Origin of the sequence: Sphingomonas sp. Mn802worker, assembly GCF_000382485.1 — a bacterium.
In the GTDB taxonomy this organism is placed as follows: Bacteria; Pseudomonadota; Alphaproteobacteria; order Sphingomonadales; family Sphingomonadaceae; genus Sphingomonas.
On the sequence record NZ_AORY01000001.1, the window covers coordinates 133181 to 150204 of the forward strand.

A 17024-nucleotide genomic window follows, 5' to 3' on the forward strand; every position below is an offset into this window, starting at 1 on the left:
AGCGGGTCAGGCGACCGGGCGTCGCGCGCGGAGCGCCTGCGCCAGCGTACCCTCATCGAGGTAGTCGAGCTCACCGCCAACCGGCAATCCATGCGCAAGCTGGGTAAGACGGACAGGGTAGCGCTCCAAGCGGTCGGCGACGTAATGTGCGGTCGTCTGCCCCTCCAGCGTCGCGTTCATCGCCAGGACAACCTCGTCAATCTCCCCCTTGGCAACGCGAGCGACCAGCGGCTCGATCGCCAGATCCTCCGGTCGCACGCCTTCAAGCGCCGACAGCCGGCCGCCAAGCACGTGGAACCGACCCGGGAACAATCGCGATCGTTCCAGCGCCCAGAGATCGCTCACATCCTCCACCACGCACAGCGAGCGCGGGTCGCGGCGCGGGTCGGCGCAGATCGCGCACGGATCGCTGGTGTCGACGTTGCCGCAGGTCGAGCAGGTCGATAGCCGCTCTTCCACCGCCGCCAGCGCGGAGCGGAGTGGCACCAGCGCGCCCTCACGCTTCTTGACTAGATGCAGCACCGCGCGCCTCGCAGAGCGTGGACCGAAGCCGGGCAGACGGGCAAGCGCCTGCGTCAGCGCCTCGATCTCGGGGGATGCCATGCGCGTTATATGGCGACAAGGGCACACGAGCGCCAGCGTGCGGGGTGACGCGGGCGGCGCATTGTGGAAAAGGCCGCGGCTATGCGGATCGTCTTCATGGGAACCCCCGACTTTGCGGTGCCGACGCTCGACGCGCTGGTCGATGCGGGTCACGAGATCGTCGCGGCGTACAGCCAGCCGCCGCGCCCCGGTGGCCGGCGCGGGCGTGAGCTGGTCGCCTCGCCGGTGCAACGCCGCGCGGAAGCACTAGGCATCGAGGTGCGCACGCCCGTGTCGCTGAAGAGCATGCACGAACAGGCGTCGTTCGCATCGCTCAACGCCGATGCGGCCGTAGTCGCGGCCTATGGGCTGATCCTGCCGCAGGCGGTGCTGGATGCGCCGCGTCTCGGCTGCCTCAACGTCCATGGCTCGCTGCTGCCGCGCTGGCGCGGCGCGGCGCCGGTACAGCGCGCGATCATGGCCGGCGATGCGGAGACAGGCGTCGGCATCATGCAGATGGAGGCGGGGCTGGACACCGGACCGGTGCGGCTGGAGGGGCGCACGGCGGTGGCCAGCAAGACCGCGGGCGAACTCACCGCCGAGCTGGCGCAGCTCGGCGCCCGGTTGATGATCGAGGTGCTCGCCGACATGGACGCGCACCCGCCGGTGGCGCAGCGCTATGAGGGCGTCACCTACGCCGCGAAAATCAGCAAGGCCGAGGCGAAGATCGACTGGACGCGGAGCGCGCGCGAGATCGAGCGGATCGTGCGTGGGCTCAACCCTGCGCCCGGCGCGTGGTTTGAGGTCGCGGGCGAGCGGGTAAAGGTGCTGGCTGCTGAAGTGTTGCCCTTCACCTTTCCCGGCGGCGAGGGCGTGACGGTCGACGCCGCGCTGGCGATCGGTTGTGGCGATGGCGCGCTGCGCCCCACCCTCGTTCAGCGCGCGGGCCGCGGTGTTACCAGCGCGGAGGAAATGCTGCGTGGCTTTCCGATCCGGTCGGGCACGACGCTCGGGTGAGACGCTTCGCGCTGACGATCGAGTTTGACGGGCGGCCTTTCATGGGATGGCAGCGCCAGCCGCACGGGGCCAGCGTGCAGGGGGTGATCGAGGAGGCGCTCCACACCATCACCGGTGAGGCCGCGACCGTCCACGCCGCCGGGCGGACCGACGCAGGCGTACACGGGCTCGCGATGCGCGCGCACGTCGACATAACGAAAGCGATCACGCCGTTCCGGCTGATGGAGGCGCTCAACGCGCGGCTCCGCCCACATCCGATCGCGGTGCTGGCGTGCGAGGAGGTTGCGGACGACTGGCACGCGCGCTTCTCGTGCGTGGGGCGTTCCTACGAATATCGCATCGTCAACCGCCGTGCGCCGCTGACGTTCGAGCGCGGCCTCGCATGGCAGGTGCCGCAGCCGCTCGATGCGGAGGCGATGCAAGTGGGCGCGCAGGTCCTGGTCGGTCGTCATGACTTCACCACCTTCCGCTCGGTCCACTGCCAGTCGGCCAGCCCGGTGAAGACGCTGGCAAGACTCGAGGTGCGCCGAACCGGCGACTTGGTGATGGTGGAGGCGGCGGCGCGGTCATTCCTCCACCATCAGGTGCGATCGATGGTCGGCTGCCTGGTGCTGGTCGGGCTCGGCCGCTGGAGCGTCGAGCGGCTGCGCGAGGCACTGCTGGCGACGGATCGAGCGCAGCTCGGCCTCAACGCACCGCCCGACGGGCTGTTCTTCGTCGCCGCCGATTATTGACGCGAGAAGCGCGCCGCCAACTCGGTGTGGGTTGACCAGCGGAACTGGCCCACCGGCACGATCCAGTCGAGCCGATAGCCGCCTTCGCACATGATCTTCGCGTCGCGCGCGAAGCTGCTGGGATTGCAGGAGACATAAGCGATCACCGGCACGTGCGCGGCCGCCAGCGCGTCGATCTGCTCGCGCGCGCCGGCCCGCGGCGGATCGAGCACGACCGCATCGAAGCGATCGAGCTCGGCGGTGGTCAGCGGGCGACGGTACAGGTCGCGGTGCTCGGTGAAGAGGAACCGTTGCGCACGGTCCGCAGCTGCCTTCAACGACAGGATCGCGTCGCGGCCACCCTCGGCGGCGTAGACGCGGCCGGGTAGCGACAAGGCGAACGTGCCGAGCCCGGCGAACAGGTCGGCAGTGATGCGCGGGCTGCCGATCGCCCCCAGCACGGCCGATACCAGGGTCGCTTCGCCCTCGCGCGTCGCCTGAAGGAAAGCGGCCGGTGGCAGTGGCACGGGCGTGCCGCCAAGCGTGATCGTGACCGCATCGGGCTCCCAATGCGTTTCGGGGCCGAGCCCGTCATCGAACGCGATCCGCGCTATTTGATGCGCCTGCGCGAAGTCGGCGATCGCATCGGCGTGCGCGAGCCCAGACGGCGTCACCCCGGTGACGAGCAGGTCGACGCCTTGATCGGCGAGCGTCAGGTGAAGGTCAAGCCGGCGCTTGGGCTTGAACACCGGCAGCAGGCGCTTGAGCGGACGCAGCAGCGCGAACAACTCGGGCGCGAGCACGTGGCATTCGTGCAGGTCGACGAGCTGATGGCTCTTCTCGGCCGTGAACCCCAACCTGCCGGCAGGTTCATAGTGTAGCGTCGCACGGCGGCGGGTACGCGGCGGCGAGAGGTGCGGCGGCCGGATCTCAGCGGACAATCCTTGCGCCTGAAGCGCGCCGGCGATGCGATCGACGAGGAAGGCGGACCAGCTAGCGTCGTCAAGGTGCTGAAGCTGGCAGCCGCCGCAGTGTGGGAAGTGCCGACACGGCGGCACCTGGTGATGCTCGCCCGGTATGATGGTGCCGTCGGGCGCGATCTGGTCGCCGGGCGCGGCGAATGCGACGTGGCGACCGTCCTCGGCGACGCCTTCGCCGCGCGCTGCGACGCGTGTGATGATGGTCATCGCGTGCCCTTAGGACGGATCGTGGCAGGCGTCACGCGCAGGCGGCGCGCGCCTCTGACAGGGCGTGCGCCAAATCGTCGGCGATGAACGATGCGCCGCATCGGCGTGCGGCATCGCCGTGACGCCAGACACCCGCCGCTGCTGCGTCAAGCGCGTCGACAGTGGTAGCGAGGCAGGCTGCGATCGCACCCGCGAGCACGTCACCGCTGCCTGCGATCGACAGCCAGTTGCTCGCAGCCGGGGCAAGTCGCACGCGATTATCGGGTGCGGCAATGACGGTATCGGCACCCTTGAACACGACCACCGCGCCGGACCTGTGCGCAGCGGCATGCGTGCGATCGATCTTGCTGCCCTCGCCCGGCCCGAACAGGGCGTCGAACTCGCCCGCGTGCGGGGTGAGGATCATCGTTCCCCCGCGTGCGTGCAGCTGCTCTGGCGTGACGAGATGAAGAGCATCGCCGTCGACCACCAGCGGATGATCCGTTTTCAACGCGCGGCTGACCAGCGCGCGCATATCGTCGTCGCGGCCGAGACCAGGTCCCACCACCAGCGCGCCCATTCGCGGATCGGCCATAGCCTCGTCGCTCAGCCGGCGACGAACGAGCGCGTGCGGAGCCGCGGGGATCGACGCACCGAGCAATGCGACATAGCCTGCGCCAGCATGCATCGCCGCCGCCGCGGCAAGCTCGGACGCGCCGGCCATGCGGCCGCGAACGACGCCAACCATGCCGCGGTTGAACTTGTGCGATTGTGGCCCCGGTCGGGGCAATGTCGGTGGCAAAAGCACCCGTACGGCATCGGACGCCTGAACGCCGATGTCGAGCCACCGCACCGTACCGCAATGCGACGCCGCAGGCTGAAGCAGATGCGCGGGCTTGAGCGCGCCGAGTGCGAGCGTGACGTCATAGACAATGGTGCAACCAAGCAGTGCGCCGCTGTCGCTGTCGATGCCGCTCGGCAGATCAATCGCGATCGTAAGCGCCGCCGCCGCGGCGAGTCGGTGCACGTCCCCAGCGACGGTTGCGTCCAGTGCGCGGTTGAGCCCAAGGCCAAACAGCGCGTCGACCAACACGGGCGCAGACTGCGCCTGATCGAGTGACGCGACCGATCCCGACCAGTTCGCACGCGCCCGTTGCGCCACCTCACCGCGCGGAGTTCCAAGTGCGGCCACACGTACCTTGTAACCGGCATCAGCCAGCGTCGCCGCGATCACATAGCCGTCGCCGCCATTGTTGCCCGGACCGCACAGCACCAGCACCTCCGCACCTGCGGAAAGCCGGCGTATCGCCGCCGCACACGCACGACCGGCGCGCTGCATCATCGACCATGCGTCTTCGCCGGCGGCGAACGCCCGCGCTTCCGCCGCGCGCATCTCCGCGGCAGTCAGCACCGCGGCACCGGCGATCGGCTTCACTGCCGCTTCAGATCGGTGGGCTTCACCGTCACGGGCAAGCGGTAGACGTCATCGCCGAGCCGGACCTCGATCTCGTTGGTGCCGACGAGAGTCACCTGCGCCGGCTCAGCGCCATCGGCGGCGACGACGCCATGCCCGTCCTTGGTCACGAGCAAGCGCCGGAAGCCACCATCGGGGTGACGCACCGTCAGCAGTAGGCCGCGATCGCTCTCCTGCCGCTCGACGCTGCACACACGCGACAGCGTGGCCGCCGCACCGACCGCGCAGTTGATGAGGCCATTGTCAGCCGCTTCCTGATCCTGCGTCGCCTCCACATTCGCCAACACCTGCGTGTTCGCGGTCTGCTCGGGCGAGCAGGCTGCCGCACAGACGGCGAGCAGGAGCGCGCTAGATATCCGCATAGACATGCGTCTCCGCCGCGGCGCCGGGATGGGTAACAGCGCCCTTGTAGGCGGGGCCGACGTTTTGAGCATAGCGCCACAATGCGCCCGAGCCATAGTCGTTGCGTCGCGCCTGCCATCCTGCACGCCTCGCGGCGAGCACGTCGTCGGCGACATGAAGGTCGATCGTTCCGGCCTCCGCATCGATGCGGATCGTGTCGCCATTCTCAACCAGCGCGATCGGACCACCCTCGGCCGCCTCCGGCCCGACATGACCAATGCAGAAGCCGCGCGTGCCGCCAGAGAAACGACCATCGGTGATGAGCGCCACCTTCTCGCCAAGACCAAGGCCGTAGAGCGCAGCCGTCGTCGACAGCATCTCACGCATGCCGGGGCCGCCCTTCGGTCCCTCGTAGCGGATGATGACGACCTCACCTTCGTTGATCGAGCGCGCCTCGACTGCGGCAAAGGCATCCTCCTCGCAGTCGAAGCAACGCGCCGGCCCCTCGAACTGCAACCGGTGCATGCCCGCGACCTTCACAATCGCACCATCGGGCGCCAGGCTGCCGCGCAGACCAACGACGCCGCCGCTCGGCGTAATCGGGGTGCGCGCGTCGTAGATCACCTTCTGGTCGGGGTTCCACGTCACCTGATCGATGTTCTCGGCGAGCGTCCGGCCGGTGACGGTCAGGCAGTCGCCGTGGAGCAAGCCCTCCGCCAGCAGAGTCTTCATCAGCATGTAGACGCCGCCTGCCTCGTACATGTCTTTCGCCACATACTTGCCGCCGGGCTTCAGGTCGGCGACGTAAGGCGTGGTCTTGAAGATCTCGGCGACGTCAAACAGGTCGAACGCGATACCCGCCTCGTGCGCCATCGCGGGCAGATGCAATGCGCCGTTGGTCGAGCCGCCGGTCGCGGCGACGATGCGCGCGGCGTTGACAAAGGCCTCTCGCGTGCAGATGTCGCGCGGGCGGATGTTGGCGGCGAGCAGCTCCATCACCTGGGCGCCGGCCGCGACCGCAATCTGCTCACGCGAGGTATAAGGTGCGGGCACCATGTTGCTGTTCGGCAACGACAAACCGATCGCCTCGCCGACGCAGGCCATCGTGTTGGCAGTGTACTGCCCGCCGCACGCCCCATGTCCCGGACAGGCGACCTTCTCCAGCGCGTGCACCTCGCCGATCGGACAGGTTCCCGCGGCGTAGCGGCCGACGACCTCGAACACGTCGACGACGGTGACGTCGCGGTCCTCGAACCGGCCGGGCAGGATCGACCCACCATAGACGAAGATCGACGGCACGTTGAGCCGGAGCATCGCCATCATCATTCCAGGCAGCGACTTGTCGCATCCGGCGAAGCCGACCAGCGCGTCGTAGCAATGCCCGCGTACCGATAGCTCGACCGAATCGGCGATCACCTCGCGGCTGACGAGGCTGGATTTCATGCCCTGGTGCCCCATCGCGATCCCGTCGGTGACGGTGATGGTGTTGAAACGCCGCGGCATGCCGCCGCCCTGCTCCACCCCGCGGCGTGCGGCATCGGCTTGCGCGTCGAGCGTGGTGTTGCACGGCGCGCTGTCATTCCCTGCGGAAGCGAGCGCCACAAACGGGAGTGCGATCTCCTCCTCGCTCAATCCCATGGCGTAATAATAGCTGCGGTGCGGCGCGCGTTCGGGACCGACCGAGACGTGGCGGCTCGGCAGGCGGTTCTTGTCGAAACGAGTGGTCATGCCGCGCGCTATGCTGCGCGTGCGCAAGCTATGGCAAGCCTTGAAGCTTTAGAATGACAGAAAAGTTCGCTTCAGGACCAACCAACTTAGCCTAGCTTCGCCAGCGCCTGCTCCACGCCTTCCATCGTATACGGCTTAGGCAGCATCGGACGATCACGATATTCAGGCGCGATGTCCTCACCGCCGCCGCCGCTTGCGAAGACGAAGGGGATGTTCTTCGCCGTCAGCGCATCGGCGATCGCGAAGCTCTTCTCACCGCCGCGCAGGTTGACGTCGAGGATCGCGGCATCGAGCGCGCCCTCCTCCACCATCGGCAGCGCCGCCGCGACGCTGTCGGCGGTCCCGGCATGCTGGCGGTCGAGTGCGTCGAGGAAGTCCTCTAGCATCATCGCGATCAATGGTTCGTCTTCGACCAGGAGCACGCGCATCGTCATCGCATGAAGCCATAACGTACGTTCGGGTGAGTGCAACCGTTGCGCCTATAGCCTTGATCCGGATCAACCACTCGCGAGCGCGTCGCGCGCCGCCTCGGCAAGCTGCTGCACCGAGAAGGGTTTGGGCAGGAAGGCGACATGGTCCAGGTCGATCGAGCGGCGCAGCTGCTCCTCGGCATAGCCCGACATGAACAGGATCGGGATGTCGGGATAGCGCTGCCGCACCGCCCGCGCGAGCGTCGGGCCGTCCATGACCGGCATCATGACATCCGACACGATCAGGCTCGGCCGCTCGGCGCTTTCCAGCAGTTCCAGCGCCGCCTCTCCGTGTTCGGCGGCGAGCACGTGATAGCCTTGTCGCGCCAGCGCACGCTCGGCGATCGCGCGGACCATATCCTCGTCTTCCACCAGCAGGATCGTGCCGGTGCCCCAGGTGTCAGCGGGCTTCGTGCGCGTGATCGCACGCGGTGCTGCGCTTTCCTCGCCGGCGGCATGGACCGGAAAGTAGATCGTGAAGGTTGCGCCGCGCCCCGGCGGCGAGTCGGCGAAGATGTAGCCGCCAGATTGCTTGACGATGCCGTACACGGTTGAGAGACCGAGGCCGGTGCCCTTCCCCACCTCCTTGGTGGTAAAGAACGGCTCAAAGATCTTCGGCAGCACTTCGGGTGGGATGCCGGTGCCGGTGTCAGCGATCTCCAGCGCGGTATAGTCGCCGAGCGGCATGATATCGGTGCCGCGCTGGCGAAGTTCGGCGATCGTCGCGGCGCGCGTCTGGATCGTGACGCGGCCGCCCGCCCCCTTGGCGAGCATCGCGTCGCGGGCATTCACCGCCAGGTTGACGACAACCTGCTCTAATTGACCGGGATCGGCCCGCACGGCGCCCAGGTCGCGACCGTGCTTGACCTCAAGCACCACCGTCTCACCGAGCAGTCGGCGCAGCAGCGTCGATACTTCCGAGACCACGTCGGGCAATTGCAGGATCTGCGGACGGAGCGTCTGCTGGCGCGAAAAGGCGAGAAGCTGGCGCGTCAGGCTCGCTGCGCGATTCGAATTGGCGCGGATTTGCTGGATATCATCATAATCGCTGTCACCGGGCGAGTGGCGCATCAGCATCAGGTCGCAGTGGCCGATGATCGCAGTCAGGATGTTGTTGAAGTCGTGCGCGACGCCGCCGGCCAGCTGACCGACCGCCTGCATTTTGGTCGCCTGTGCGACCTCGCGTTTCAATCGGTTCTCCTCGCCATTGTCCTTGAACGACAACAGCACCGAGGCCCCGCCGAAGCCGCGCGTCGCGGCGATCGACAGCGCGACCGTTTCCTCAGGATGCCCCTTCAACCGGATCGCCAGATCGGCCGATTGCGCGCCCCCGGTCGTGAAGCGGCGCACCGCGTCGGCAACAGCCGCCTTGTCCTCGCGCACGACGAGGTCGCCAGGATAGAGCGGCGGCGCAGCGGGTTCTGCCCCCGCCATGCGCGCGAAAGCCGCGTTCATCGCGAGGAAGCGGCCGTCGCGATCGATCAGCGCCAGCCCGAACGGGATCACCGACAGCAACGTCTCGACATCGTGCGGGTCGCCGATCGCGGCGGCATCGTTCGTGTCGTCGAGCAATGCGACCAGCAATGGCGATTGCTGACCGCTACCGAGCGCGACTTGGAGCAACCGCAGCGCGCCCGCATCGTCGTCGCGTGCGAAGCGGACGGCGTGTCGCGCGTCGCCTGTAAGCAGGTTTGCTAGATCCTGCCCTTCTATCGGCGCGTTTGGCTGACCCAGCGCGCGGGCTCGCAACGCGCGATTGCCGGCCATGACCTTGCCGTCCGCACTCAGCAGCGCCGCCATGATGCCGGCCTGGCCGATCCGGTCGCCAAGCGCGCCGTCCAGTTCATCAGCGATACCGCCGAGCAGGTCGGAAGTGCGCTGTCCGATGAAGCGCCAGACGAGGTGATCGCCCGCGTGGCCGGACCGCGTCACCTCGACCGAAACCGCTGCGCCCCCAAGCGCGAGGCCGGACAGCGTCGCACGACCATCGCGCCACGCCTCGCGCCCCGTTGCAGTCAGTCGCGCGAGATCGATGTCAGGAAGGTCGAGCGCAGGCGGCGTCGGGTAGCCGCCGCATAATGCATCGTACGCTTCGTTCGCGCACATGAGGTGCCCGCTACGCCCGGTAACCGCGACCGCATCGGCATTTGCACCCGCCAGCGCCGCCGCGAGCGACCAGTCCGTCGCTTCCTCTGCGACCGGCGACTTGGCCACAGCCACGCGCGCGCCGATCGTCACCCCTGCAAGGACCATGGCAGCCGCTACAAAGGCACACGCGACGACGATGCTGCCGATCAACCACAGCACGACCCCGCCCGCTGCGGCGCCAGCGGCGAGTGCGATCAACAGCGCGGCGCGAGGGCCGCGCGGGATCGGTGCTAGCCTGAGATCGGGCATCGACGCGTGATCGTCACCAGACCTTCACGCGCGCGTCTTGCGCCAGATACAGCTTGTCGCCGGGCTTTGGCTGGAACGCGGGATACCACGGGTCCATGTTGCGGACGATGTCGGTACGCTGTTCCGACGGCGCGTGCGGGTCGGTCAGCAGCCGCTGACGCAGATTCGCCTCACGGTAGTTGCGCCGCCACACCTGTGCCCAGCCGAGATAGAAGCGCTGGTCGGCGGTGAAGCCGTTCAGCACCGGCGCGGGCTTGCCGCCAAGCGACGCGTGATAGGCGTCGTACGCCGCGGACAGGCCGGCGAGATCGGCCGAGTTCTCGCCCAGCGTCAGCGCTCCCTTCACGTGCATACCCGGCAGCGGTTCGTACGCATCATATTGCTTGACGAGCCGCTGGCTGAGCGCGTTGAAGCGCTGCACGTCAGCATCGGTCCACCACTGCGTCAACCGGCCGTGCACGTCGTATTTCGCGCCCTGATCGTCGAAGTGATGGCTCATCTCGTGGCCGATCACCGCGCCGATCCCGCCATAGTTGACCGCCGGATCGGCCTTGGGATCGAAAAACGGCGGCTGCAGGATCGCTGCGGGGAAGGTGATGGCGACCAGCCCGAAATCGGCCTGTGCGTTGACCGTCATCGGGGTCATGCCCCATTCCCAGCGATAGATCGGCTTGCCCAGCTTGGTCGCATTATAATCGTGACGCCATTGGTTCGCGCGCAGTTCGTTGCCGAACGCGTCAGCCGTCTTGATCTCCAGCGCCGAATAATCGCGCCATTTTGAGGGATAGCCGATCCGCGGGGTAAAGGCAGCGAGCTTCGCATGTGCCTTGACCTTGGTTTCGGGCGCCATCCAAGTCAGCATGTCGATACGGTGGTTCATCGCCTTAATGACGTTTTTGACCAGCTGGTCCGCCGCCGCCTTGGTTTGGGGCGGAAAATAGCGCGCGACATAGACCTTGCCGACCTCGTCGGCGAGCGCGCTGCTGGTGAAATCGACCGCGCGCTTCCAGCGCTCCTGCTGCTGCGGCGTCCCGCTCAGCACGGTGCCGTAGAAGGCGAAATTCTCCGCATCGAACGCCCGCGGCAGCACGTCGGCGAAGCCGTCCAGGCTGCGCACCAGCAACTGGTCGCGCAGCACCGCGATCGGTGCCGCACCGACCGCCTGCGCGATGCCGGCGATCGCGGTCGGCTGCGCGACGATCAGCGTGTCGGCCGCGGTCTTGTTCGCGCGCATGAAGGTCGCGAAGTCGAACCCGGGCGCGGATTGCTGCAGCTGCGCCAGCGTCATCTTGTTGTAGGTCTTGTCGGCGTCACGGCTGTCGACGCGCGTCCAGCTGACCTGCGCGATCCGCGTCTCAAACGCGACCAGCGCGGCAGCGCGCGCATCCGCATTCGGTTCCCCAGCCAGCGTCAGCAGCTTGGCGAGGTGCGCCTGATACGCGGCTTTGGCCTGGGCCAGCTTCGAATCGGTGCTGAGGTAATAATCACGGTCGGGCATGCCGAGCCCGGCCTGAGACAGGCTGACTGCATAGCTATCCGGATTCTTGTCGTCCTGTCCTACATAAACGCCAAATGGCGTGTCGACGCCGTTGCGGTTCGCTTCGGCCAAGAGCGCGGCATAGCCCGCTTTGTCGCTCGCCTTGATCTTCACGAGCCACGGCTGGATCGGTGCCATTCCGGCACGCTCGATCGCGGCGCTGTCGAGGTAGCTCGCATACGCACGGCCAATCTTCGATCCTCCATCTGCCCGCGCCGCCTCGAGCAGCCCGCGCGTCCGCTGGCGCGACAAATCGGCCAGAACGGAGAAAGCGCCGTAGTTCGCCTCGTCGGCCGGGATCGCGGTCGTCTTCGCCCAGGTGCCGTTCGCGAAGCCGTAGAAATCGTCGCCAGGCTTGACCGAGCGATCCATGCCGGCGGTGTCGAAGCCGAACGTGCCGTAGCGCGGACCGGTGCGCGGCGCCTCATCGGAGGCCGGCGCAGGCTGCTGCGCGGCCGATTGGGCGAACAGCGCCGCTGGGATCAGCGCGGCGGCAGAAAGTGCGGGAAACAGGATCGAACGACGCATGAACAATCACCCATACGAGGAATGATCGTTCCTTAGGCCGGCCCACGAAGTCGCGCCAGCCTGCGCGAGGCGATCAATCGCGCTGGTGCCGTGCCCGCCACTTGCGCGCGATCCACAATCGCCACCCAAGCGCAGCCAGACCATAGCCCAGCAACGCACAGACGGTAGTGATCAGCAGCAATCCCAGCACCAACGGCGACCCGGCGTTCCACAACCATTGCAGCCACCCCGTCGCTGCCTCCGCCACCGGTTCCGCCACCGCGGGTGCGTTGGTGCGCAGCAACCACGCGCCGATCTGATAGGCCGCGAACAGGATGAACGGCGTGGTCAGGGGGTTGGTGATGAAGGTCGTGAGGGCGGCGACCGGCACGTTGGCGCGGAACGGCAGCGCGATCAGCGCCGCGATCGCGATCTGTCCGACCGGAAACAGGATGCCCGCGACCATGCCGAGCGCGACGCCGCGCGGCACCGATCGCCGGGTAAAGCGCCACAATTCGGGTGCAAGCACGCGGTGCGCGACCGGACGCAGCACCCGGCTTTTCTCCATCGATTCGCGCGTCGGCAGGTTGCGCCTGCTCCACGCCGCGAACCGGTCCCACGTCGTCAGCGGGCGCGACGCCATCAGCCGTGGTCGCGCATGATGCGCCCGGCATCACGCTTCCACTCGCGCTCCTTGATGTGTTCGCGCTTGTCGTGCGCCTTTCTGCCCTTCGCCAACGCCAACTCCACCTTTGCGCGACCCTGTCCGTTGAAATAAACCGTCAGCGGGACGAGCGTCATGCCGTCGCGCGCGACCGCGCCGTGCAGCTTGTTTATCTCGCGCTCGTGAAGCAGGAGTTTACGCGGACGCTTCGCCTCGTGGTTGAAACGATTGCCGTGACTGAATTCGGGGACGTTGGAATTGACCAGCCAAACCTCGTCGCCGCGCACCTCGGCATAGCTTTCCGCGATAGACCCCTCGCCGAAGCGGAGCGACTTCACCTCGGTGCCGGTCAGGACGATGCCGGCCTCGTACACGGTATCGACCGCATAATCGAAGCGCGCACGGCGGTTCTCGGCAACGATCTTCTTCTTGTCGAAGGTGGCAGGCTTGGGACGCGACATGGCCGCGATGTAGGCACATGCGTGCGCGGCGGCAAAGGGCGATCGTTACCATTGGCCGCGTTCGCCACCCGCCCGGACCCGCGCAAGCGCCGGCAAATGGATCAGAACGGGCGCTTCAACCGCAGCATGACGCGGTTGCTGGTAAAGCCGCCGACACTTCCCTGCTCGGTGTCGGCCGACACAATGTTGTCGCCGATCTTCATCGCCGCCTTGGGCAGTGCCTGCGGATCGGAGGAATAGCGCTCGGGCGTGGCGCGCAGGCGGAACTCCTCCTGACTGCGCGCGCAGACGACGATCGACGTGTCGCCGGGCTCAGCCTTCGGACACTCACGCGGCAGCACCGATCTGGGCTTGGGGAGGATGGGACCGGACACCGTGGCCTGAAGGAACAAGGCCGCAATCATCACCGGATCATCCTCCATCGGGAAGGCTGCAGCATCGCTTCCTTCCCGCCCACCATCACAGCCCCGCGTGCGCCAGGCCTGCGTCTACCGCGTGGCGTGATGCCTCGCCGGGCCACGTCATCGGCAGCCTGAGACCGCGCGGGAAGTCGGGCCGCACCTTGTTCACCGCATATTTGACCGGCCCTGGCGACGCATCGGTGAACAAGGCGGTGTGGAGCGGGAACAGCCGGTCGTGCAGCATCCGTGCTGTTGCGTAATCACCGCTCGCGCACGCCGCCTGGAATTCGGCGCACAACCTGGGCGCGATGTTGGCACTGACCGAGATGCAACCGACGCCGCCGGTCGCGTTGAAGGCGAGCGCGAGGTCGTCGTTGCCAGACAATTGGCAGAAGCCGTCGCCAAGATTCTCGCGGTGCTGCGAGACGCGGGTAATGACGCCGGACGCGTCCTTCACGGCGACGAACACCTGCGGAAACGCCTCGACGATGCGCGCCAGCGTCTCGGGCAGTATGTCGGTCACCGTCCGCGCGGGCACGTTGTAGAGCACGATCGGCAAGGGAGCGTCCTGCCCCAGCGCCTCGAAGTGGCGGAAGATGCCCTCCTGACCCGGCCGGTTATAGTAAGGCGGCACCATCAGCGCGGCGTCGGCGCCGGCTTCCTTCGCGGCAATCAGGTTGGCGCGCGCGACCCGCGTGTCGTTCGATCCGGCGCCCGCGATCACCGGCACGCGCCCGCGCGCATGATCGACGCAGACGCGCACGATCGCGAATTGCTCTTCCTTGGTCAGCGTCGCCGCCTCTCCGGTCGTCCCGCACGGCACCAGCGCGGACGATCCTTCCGAAATCTGCCACTCGATGAAGTCGCGATAGACCTGCTCGGCGAAGGCGCCGTCGTCGTCGAACGGAGTGACCAGTGCGGGGATCGAACCTGTGAACATAAGACGGACGCTCTCTCCGGCACGATGAATATTCGAAGTCGTTCAGGACAGATACGGGTTGGATCGCTATCCTGTCCACCGATCTGGAATGGTGATGAAGGCGGGCGTGTTGATCGGTATCGTGGCGGGAGTTGGCGCGGCGCTGTTGCTGGCGCAGAGCCAGGTTGGTTCTGTGGGGCAATATCCGGCGAGCGTGCAGCCGAATGCGCAGGCGCAGGCCGCGGGGCTGGCGCAGGCGATCGCGCAGTGGAAAGTGCTGCAGCAGAGCGACTCGCTGCCGTTCGATACCTACGCCAATTTCCTGCTCGCGCATCCGGGCTGGCCGAACCAGACCGCCAACCGCCGCGCGGCGGAGAAACAGGCGGCAACCGGCTATGCTTCGCCCGCGAACGTCATCGCCTTTTGTCGCCGCTTTCCGCCGCTGACCGGCGGCGGCTGGGTGGCGTGTGCGCGTGCCTATCAGGCGAGCGGCTATCAGGCGGAAGCCTATGCCGCGGCAGGTGCGGCGTGGCGCAGCGGCAGCCTGTCGCCGACCGACGAGAGCGCCGTGTTGACCGGTTTTGCAGGAGCGCTGACCCCGGCCGACCATGACGCGCGCATGGATGCGCTGCTGTGGCAGGGGCAGACCGGCGCCGCGGCGCGGCAGATCGCGTTGACGAGCGCAGGCGCACGGCCGCTGTTTGAGGCGCGGCTCGCGTTCAGGACCGGCGGAGAGAACGCGTCCGCGCTCGCGTCCGCCAACGATGCCGCGGGCGCGGCGGACGCAGGGTACATCGCCGACAAGGCGGTGTGGCTGCGCAACAGCGGCGCCTCGCCCAGCGCGCGAAGCTGGCTGGCCCGGTCGCGGCAGGGATTGATCCGGCCGGGCAACGCCGAGAAATTCTACGAGGTGCTGCTAACCAATGCGCGCGGCGCGGCGGCGGACCGTCAATGGCAGACGGCGTACGACATCGCGCGGCAGGTCGACGATGCCTATCCGACCGGCACCGACATCTCGACCAAGCCGTACGGCGAGCGCGACGATTACACGAGCCTGGCATGGCTCGCCGGGCAAACTGCGCTCAAGCAGCTCAACCGTCCGGCCGACGCGGCCTTCCTGTTCCAGCGCTACGGCGAGGCGAGCCAGTCGCCGCAGACGCGCGCCAAGGGGTTCTACTGGGCGGCGCGTGCGGCCGAGGCCGCCGGCAAGCCCGAGGCACAGGGGCTGTTCGCGCGTGCGGGCGGTTACCGCGACCAATATTACGGGCAGCTGGCGCTCGAACATATGCGCCAGCCGCTGGTCGCGCCGCCAGCGGTGCCGCAGCAGGTGATCGATCCCGCCGTGCGCGCCGCCTTCTTCAATCAGGAGACGGTGCGTGCGGGCCAACTGCTGGGGCAGACCGGGCAGCGACAGGACCAGACCGCCTTCATCCGCCTGATCGCCGCCGATGCGACCAGCGACACCGACCATCTGCTCGCCGACGAATTGTCGCGGCAGCTCGGCCGCCCCGATCTGGCGGTGCTGGTCGGGCGCAGCGCGATGCAGAACGGGCTGACGCAATATAGCGCGGTCGCCTTCCCGACCGTGCCGGTGCCGGGTGGATACGAGAACCAGTGGACGATGATCCACGCGGTCAGCCGGCAGGAAAGTCAGTTCGACCGCGAGGCGCGCAGCCCCGTGGGGGCAAGCGGGCTGATGCAGTTGATGCCTGCCACCGCGCGCGAGCAGGCGGGCAAGCTCGGCCTCCCCTATGATGCGGCGCGGTTGACCGCCGACACGAGCTACAACGTCATGCTGGGGTCGAGTTACTTCCAGCGCATCTTCGGCCTCTACGGCAGCTACCCGCTCGCGATCGCGGCGTATAATGCGGGCCCGGGCAACGTGAACAAGTGGCTGCGCGCCAACGGCGACCCGCGCACCGGCGGCGTCGACATGGTCGACTGGGTCGAGGCGATCCCGTACAATGAAACGCGCAACTATGTGCAGCGCGTGCTGGAGAATGCGGTCGTCTACGATTTGATGTACCCGCAGCGCGGGAAGAGCCGCGGGCCGGCCAATCTCAGCTGGTATCTGGGCCGCAGTCGTACCGGGTGACGGCGCGGCATATCGTCGGCTAGTCGGGCGCGATGGATCGACCCAATTACATCACGCCCGCAGGCTACGCTGTGCTGCGCCGCGAGTATGAACAACTGTTCGCGACCGAGCGGCCCAAGCTGGTCGAGACGATCTCCTGGGCGGCAGGCAACGGCGACCGCAGCGAGAACGGCGACTATATTTACGGGCGCAAGCGGCTGCGCGAGATCGACCGGCGGCTCGGCTGGCTGTCGCGGCGGATGAAGGCGGCGAAGGTGGTCGATCCCGCCGCCGCGCCCGATCGCTCGCGCATCTTCTTCGGCGCGACCGCCCGGATCGTCGACGAGGACGATCATGAGCGCGAACTGACGCTGGTCGGCGACGATGAGGCGGACGCGGGCAAGGGGCTGGTCGGGTGGAACGCGCCGCTCGCCCGCGCGCTGCGCGGGGCGGCGGTCGGCGACGTGCGCCGCGTGACGCTACCGGTGGGCGAGCGCGAATATGAGGTGCTGGCCGTCTCCTATCCCGATCCGTGAGGAACGTGGGCGCTCGCCCGTCCGTTCGTGCAGGTG

General features: G+C 67.5%; 16 protein-coding genes. 4 read left to right on the forward strand and 12 right to left on the reverse strand.

The window, feature by feature from the left end; genetic code table 11:
• Positions 1 to 6: 6 nt before the first annotated feature.
• Entirely contained in the window at positions 7 to 603 is a 597-nt protein-coding gene (recR, locus tag SMN802W_RS0100685) for a recombination mediator RecR (RefSeq protein WP_019514954.1), read from the reverse strand.
• Positions 604 to 684: 81 nt separating this feature from the next.
• Here recR and fmt point away from each other — a divergent pair, with 81 nt between their 5' ends.
• The gene (fmt, locus tag SMN802W_RS0100690) at positions 685 to 1599 is read left to right on the forward strand and encodes a methionyl-tRNA formyltransferase (RefSeq protein WP_019514955.1); all 915 of its coding nucleotides are present in this window, start codon (positions 685 to 687) and stop codon (positions 1597 to 1599) included.
• Positions 1596 to 2333 carry a tRNA pseudouridine(38-40) synthase TruA gene (gene truA / locus SMN802W_RS0100695; protein ID WP_019514956.1) on the forward strand — a complete coding sequence of 246 codons (738 nt, stop codon included), beginning with the start codon at positions 1596 to 1598 and terminating at the stop codon, positions 2331 to 2333. The genes fmt and truA overlap by 4 nt, the downstream gene beginning before the upstream one ends.
• Here truA and SMN802W_RS0100700 read toward each other — a convergent pair.
• From SMN802W_RS0100700 to dapA, 11 genes are all read right to left on the reverse strand, one after another.
• Positions 2327 to 3499, reverse strand: a complete 1173-nt coding sequence (locus SMN802W_RS0100700) for a class I SAM-dependent RNA methyltransferase (RefSeq protein ID WP_019514957.1) — start codon at positions 3497 to 3499, stop codon at positions 2327 to 2329. The genes truA and SMN802W_RS0100700 overlap by 7 nt on opposite strands.
• Positions 3500 to 3530: 31 nt before the next feature.
• Entirely contained in the window at positions 3531 to 4913 is a 1383-nt protein-coding gene (locus SMN802W_RS0100705) for a bifunctional ADP-dependent NAD(P)H-hydrate dehydratase/NAD(P)H-hydrate epimerase (RefSeq protein ID WP_019514958.1), read from the reverse strand.
• On the reverse strand, positions 4910 to 5314 hold the full coding sequence (locus SMN802W_RS0100710) for a hypothetical protein (protein ID WP_019514959.1): 405 nt from the start codon (positions 5312 to 5314) through the stop codon (positions 4910 to 4912). Before SMN802W_RS0100710 ends, SMN802W_RS0100705 begins: the two co-directional genes overlap by 4 nt.
• Positions 5301 to 7022, reverse strand: coding sequence for a dihydroxy-acid dehydratase (gene ilvD, locus SMN802W_RS0100715; RefSeq protein WP_026325601.1), 1722 nt, complete (start codon positions 7020 to 7022; stop codon positions 5301 to 5303). Before ilvD ends, SMN802W_RS0100710 begins: the two co-directional genes overlap by 14 nt.
• Before the next feature lie 86 nt (positions 7023 to 7108).
• Entirely contained in the window at positions 7109 to 7456 is a 348-nt protein-coding gene (locus SMN802W_RS0100720) for a response regulator (RefSeq protein WP_019514961.1), read from the reverse strand.
• A gap of 63 nt (positions 7457 to 7519) precedes the next feature.
• Positions 7520 to 9889, reverse strand: coding sequence for a hybrid sensor histidine kinase/response regulator (locus SMN802W_RS0100725; RefSeq protein WP_019514962.1), 2370 nt, complete (start codon positions 9887 to 9889; stop codon positions 7520 to 7522).
• Between the two features lie 13 nt (positions 9890 to 9902).
• Complete coding sequence (locus SMN802W_RS0100730; RefSeq protein ID WP_019514963.1) at positions 9903 to 11954, reverse strand: M13 family metallopeptidase; 2052 nt, start codon at positions 11952 to 11954, stop codon at positions 9903 to 9905.
• Between the two features lie 73 nt (positions 11955 to 12027).
• Positions 12028 to 12576: a DUF2062 domain-containing protein gene (locus SMN802W_RS0100735; protein ID WP_019514964.1), complete on the reverse strand. Its 549-nt coding sequence runs from the start codon at positions 12574 to 12576 to the stop codon at positions 12028 to 12030.
• Positions 12576 to 13058, reverse strand: a complete 483-nt coding sequence (gene smpB, locus SMN802W_RS0100740; protein WP_019514965.1) for an SsrA-binding protein SmpB — start codon at positions 13056 to 13058, stop codon at positions 12576 to 12578. The genes SMN802W_RS0100735 and smpB overlap by 1 nt, the downstream gene beginning before the upstream one ends.
• Positions 13059 to 13159: 101 nt before the next feature.
• Positions 13160 to 13462 (reverse strand): hypothetical protein, encoded by a 303-nt coding sequence (locus SMN802W_RS16100; RefSeq protein ID WP_156818666.1) that lies wholly within the window; start codon positions 13460 to 13462, stop codon positions 13160 to 13162.
• Positions 13463 to 13517: 55 nt separating this feature from the next.
• On the reverse strand, positions 13518 to 14399 hold the full coding sequence (dapA, locus tag SMN802W_RS0100750) for a 4-hydroxy-tetrahydrodipicolinate synthase (protein ID WP_019514967.1): 882 nt from the start codon (positions 14397 to 14399) through the stop codon (positions 13518 to 13520).
• Between the two features lie 88 nt (positions 14400 to 14487).
• Here dapA and SMN802W_RS0100755 point away from each other — a divergent pair, with 88 nt between their 5' ends.
• On the forward strand, positions 14488 to 16473 hold the full coding sequence (locus SMN802W_RS0100755; protein ID WP_019514968.1) for a transglycosylase SLT domain-containing protein: 1986 nt from the start codon (positions 14488 to 14490) through the stop codon (positions 16471 to 16473).
• 32 nt (positions 16474 to 16505) lie between these two features.
• Positions 16506 to 16988 carry a transcription elongation factor GreB gene (greB, locus tag SMN802W_RS0100760; RefSeq protein ID WP_019514969.1) on the forward strand — a complete coding sequence of 161 codons (483 nt, stop codon included), beginning with the start codon at positions 16506 to 16508 and terminating at the stop codon, positions 16986 to 16988.
• Positions 16989 to 17024 lie beyond the last annotated feature (36 nt).